This window comes from Pseudomonas syringae, from assembly GCF_001698815.1.
In the GTDB taxonomy this organism is placed as follows: Bacteria; Pseudomonadota; Gammaproteobacteria; order Pseudomonadales; family Pseudomonadaceae; genus Aquipseudomonas; species Aquipseudomonas syringae_A.
In genome coordinates this window covers 1-4331 of record NZ_LGSI01000055.1, presented here as the reverse complement: position 1 = coordinate 4331, position 4331 = coordinate 1, and the positions used below count along the sequence as shown (strand labels likewise).

The following is a 4331-nucleotide window of genomic DNA, read 5'->3' as shown; positions in this document are numbered from 1 at the left end:
CAATGAAGCCGGGGCAGACAGATCGAAATTGGCCCGGCTGGCCTCTTCGGGGACAAGTCCCCTCCTACGGGCTCGGCACAGATCTGGTAGGACCGGACTTGTCCGGGAAGCGGCACTCCTGACGACGGAAATGCAGTGAATATACCGGCCTCTTCCCGGATAAATCCGGTCCCACAGATCCTCATTGGTTCAGATCTTTCACACCATCAGCGGCGGTTCAAACGCCGTAATCGGCGGCAACGCCTCGTTCCACTTCACAATCTCCACCGAAGCAGTTTGCGCCGAGCAGCCCTGGGACAGGCTCGATGAGCCGATATCCGTGGTCACCACATTGGGATTGCCGTGTTTCTCCAGGCTGTTGGCCTGACCGTGCACCAATGGATCGAACCAGGCACCCGTGGCGATCTGCACCACGCCGGGCCGGATGCTATCCGAGACGATCACCCCCGCCAGAAAAGCCCCACGCGTGTTGAAGACCTTGACCACATCCCCATCAGAAATGCCTCGCGCCAAAGCGTCCTCGCGGTTCAGGGTCAGCGGCTCGCGCTGCTGGATCTTCGAGGCGCGGCTGTAGGCGCCATGATCGTACTGGCTGTGCAAGCGGGTCTTGGGCTGATTGGACAGCAGATGCAAAGGAAAGGACGGCTCCGCCTGACCCAACCATACCGGATGTCCAGGGCAATCGGCGTAGCCAAACCCGGCAATGCGCTCGGAGAAGATCTCGATCTTGCCGGATGGCGTTGGCAGCGGGTTGGCGTCGGGATCATCGCGAAAAGGCTTGAGCAATACCGTATCGGTTTCGGGATACGCAACTTCAAACAGCCCATCGCGCCAGAACTGATCGTAATCGGGCAACTCAACGCCAAAATCCTGCGCCCTGCCCCGGGATTCCTCATAAATGAAACGCAGCCAGCCAGACGCATCGCGGCCTTCGGTGAACGTATCGGCAAAGCCAAGCCGCCGTGCTACTTCGGCAAGAATCGAATAATCGTCACGGGACTCGCCCACCGGTTCGATGGCCTGCTGCATGGCGATCATGAAGCGATCCGATGCCGAACTGCCAATGTCGTTGCGCTCCAGCGCCGTGGTGGCCGGTAAGACGATATCGGCGTACTTGGCCTGAGCGGTCCAGAACTGTTCGTGGACGACAATGGTTTCCGGCTTTTGCCAGGCGTGCAGCAGGCGATTGAGGTCTTGATGGTGGTGAAAAATGTTGCCGCCCGCCCAATACACCAGACGAATATCCGGGTACTGGCGTTGCTGACCGTTGTAGTCGAACGCTGCGCCAGGATTGAGCAACATGTCGACCACGCGCGCCACCGGGATGAAATCCTTGACCGGATTCGCCCCTTGGGAAAAACGCGGCCCGGAAAACGCCTTGCGGCCGCTGCCGGTATTGTTCATGCAGCCGTAACCGAGCCCAAAACCAGCGCCCGGCAAACCGATCTGGCCGAGCAAGGCGGCCAGGGTCACGGTCATCCAGAACGGCTGCTCGCCGTGCACCGAGCGCTGCAATGAATAGGCAATGTTGATCATGGTGCGTTTGCTGGCCATTCGCCGCGCCAGTTCGCTGATCTGCGCGGCAGGAATATCGGTCAGCGCTGCGGCCCACTCCGGTGTTTTCGGCTGGCCGTCAGTCAAACCCAGCAGGTAATCACGGAAGCGTTCATAGCCGACGGTGTAGCGCAGAACGAAGGCTTCGTCATGCAAGCCTTCGCTGATCAGTACGTAGGACAACGCCATCATCAGCGCCGTGTCGCTGCCGGGGCGAACGGGCAGCCATTCAATCTGTTGCGGGCCTTGCAGGTCGTCGCGCAGCGGGCTGACGTTGACGAACTGCACGCCGGCTTTGGACATATCGTCCAGAGCGCTGGCGAGCAGATGATCACTGGCGCCACCGGGACTGGTCTGGGCGTTTTTCGCCGGCAGGCCACCAAAGGCGACGAACAGTTCGCAATGCTGGGCGAGATTCTTCCACGAGGTGTGCGCGGCCAGCAGCCAGTCCATATTGCCGACGATGTGCGGCATCAGCACCCGTCCGGCGCCCAGGCTGTAGCTGTCGACGCTGGCGACGTAACCACCAAAACCATTGAGGAAGCGATGCAGCTGGCTTTGCGCATGGTGAAAGCGCCCGGCACTGCCCCAACCGTAACTACCGCCGAAAATCGCCTGATTGCCATGGGCGGACTTGACCCTTTGCAGCTCTTTGGCCACCAGATCCAGCGCCACTTCCCAGCTGACTTCGACAAAAGGCTCCTGGCCGCGCAGCTCGGGGCTGCCACCTGATCCAGCCAGGAAGCTGCGCCGTACTGCGGGACGCATGATGCGGGTCGGTGAGGTCAGCGCGGCAGCGACCGAATCACCGATTGGCGAAGGGTCGCGATCCCACTCGACGGGCAGCAATGCCTCAAGCTTGCCGTCCACAACCTGCGGGCGATACGCCCCCCAATGCAGCGAGGTAAAACTCATGGCGCAGGTCTCCTGAAGACAGTGAACGCTAGGTCAATCAACGTGAGACTTGAGCCGCAGCTTCGCTTTTCAAGGCGGCGTTGAACGAGTCGTCGAACACATTGCCTGCCGGATAGGATTTAGTCAGCCCCGCGCCGTTGAAAAAATCGATGGTCTGTTGCGCTTCGGCAATGACTTGCGCCGTGATTGGCACCACCACGATCTGCGAGCGTTCGAACCAGCGCCGGGCAACTTCGGCATCCGCCTTGGTCAAGGCCGACCAGGCATTGGCGTAAGTGTCGGTATTTTGCGCGCTGCTAACCGACCACGCGCGGGCAGCCTGCAGGCGTTGGAGGAAATCGCTGATCTGGGCGCGCTTATCCTTGATCGCCCGTTCGTTGGCGACGATGAAACTCTGGGCCGGAATCAGGCCTTTGGCAGTGGCAATGACCCGCGCGCCCTGACGCTCTTGCTGCGTCACGTAAGGGTCCCACGTGGCGATGGCGTCCACTGAACCGCCATCCAGGGCATGGGAAGAATCCAGCGCGCTGAGGTAGCGGTAATCCACGGCATCACGAGGCACGCCCGCGCGATCCAGCGCGGTCAGCATCAGTTGCTGGCTGAACGAGCCTTTCCAGATTGCGACTTTCTTGCCGGCCAGATCGGCAACGGTCTTGATCGGCGAATCCTTGGCCACCACGATTGCCACACCATCCAGATTTTGTCGGGACACGCCGATCACTTTGATCGGCGCACCCAGCGCCCCCATGAACAACGCTGGCGCATCGCCCAGCAGGCCGACGTCCAGGCTGCCCACGTTCAACGCCTCGGCCACTGGCGAACCGGCGGTGAATTGTTTCCATTCCAGCGTGTAAGGCAGATCCTTGAGCACGCCGGCCGCTTCCATCACGGTTCGGGCGCTGTAGCTTTGATCGCCGACGATCAGGTCACTGGCCTGAACCGCCAGCGAGGTGGTCATGGCCAGGGCCAGACCAAGCAAAGTGGTTTTCTTTCGAAGCTTGAACGTGAGGGACAAACGGCTCTCCACAGGCTCATGCAGAGCCGGATCATAGGAATGAAGTCCGGGTCCGCGTGTACGGTAGCCGAGAGTCGGCCCAATCCTGAAGACAGGAATGGGCCGCGCGGCCAACCATAGCAGCTGCCAAGTTATTCCCTAAATTCATTTTTATTCTAGGTTTATATGCAAAAAGCTACCGAACATGCAGAGTTCGCGGCCTGAGTATCAACGGGACCGGTACAGACTGTGTGAAAACGTCACGAGCGATGACAAGACAAGGCAAAAACAGGCGAAAAAGCGGAGTCTAGGTGTTATAAATGAGCATTTTTCGCCTGTTTTTAACGCAGTATTGTCGAGCGCAGTAGTTTTCACACAGTCTGGGTAGGAGGGGACTTGTCCCCGAATGCAATGGTCCTGACAACGAAACCCAGAAGGTTAACGCTGCCTGAGCTACCGCCTTTCGGGGACAAGTCCCCTCCTATGTATGGACTCGCCCACACTTTCAACCTGCTTTTGAACACTGCTACCCGGTTGCATCTATGTATAAGGCCTGTTCGAGGAAGCATCATCGGCTTCTGGCCAACATTGGATAAGCTCGCGGTATGCCGATTACAGTAAGGCCTCAAAGGGCCAGTAGGAGGGCAGGCATCTATCCGCGACGGTCTGACCTGGGGTCAATGTTCTTCAGCAGCGGTTGAGGTGACTCAGCACCCCGGTGGCAGAACTCTGTCGATTAATGGCTCATCGTCGCCTCCTGGCAACCCGCTGGCTGGCGACGATAGGTCTGATCATTTTGCAGCAGCACCCAAACGATCCGCAGGTTGCGGTTGGCCAACCGTACCGCGGCTCCTTTTTGACCGTGGCG

The 4331-nt window shown here is 59.3% G+C and carries 2 protein-coding genes and 1 pseudogene; all 3 read right to left on the bottom strand.

The window, feature by feature from the left end; genetic code table 11:
* Positions 1-198: 198 nt before the first annotated feature.
* Positions 199-2469 (bottom strand): molybdopterin guanine dinucleotide-containing S/N-oxide reductase, encoded by a 2271-nt coding sequence (locus AFK24_RS19175; protein WP_065834733.1) that lies wholly within the window; start codon positions 2467-2469, stop codon positions 199-201.
* 37 nt (positions 2470-2506) lie between these two features.
* A complete protein-coding gene (locus AFK24_RS19170; RefSeq protein ID WP_080482213.1) occupies positions 2507-3427 on the bottom strand; it encodes an ABC transporter substrate-binding protein in 921 nt (306 codons plus the stop codon).
* A 772-nt stretch (positions 3428-4199) separates the two neighbouring features.
* Positions 4200-4331: pseudogene (locus tag AFK24_RS31625) on the bottom strand (IS110 family transposase); the annotation flags it as partial.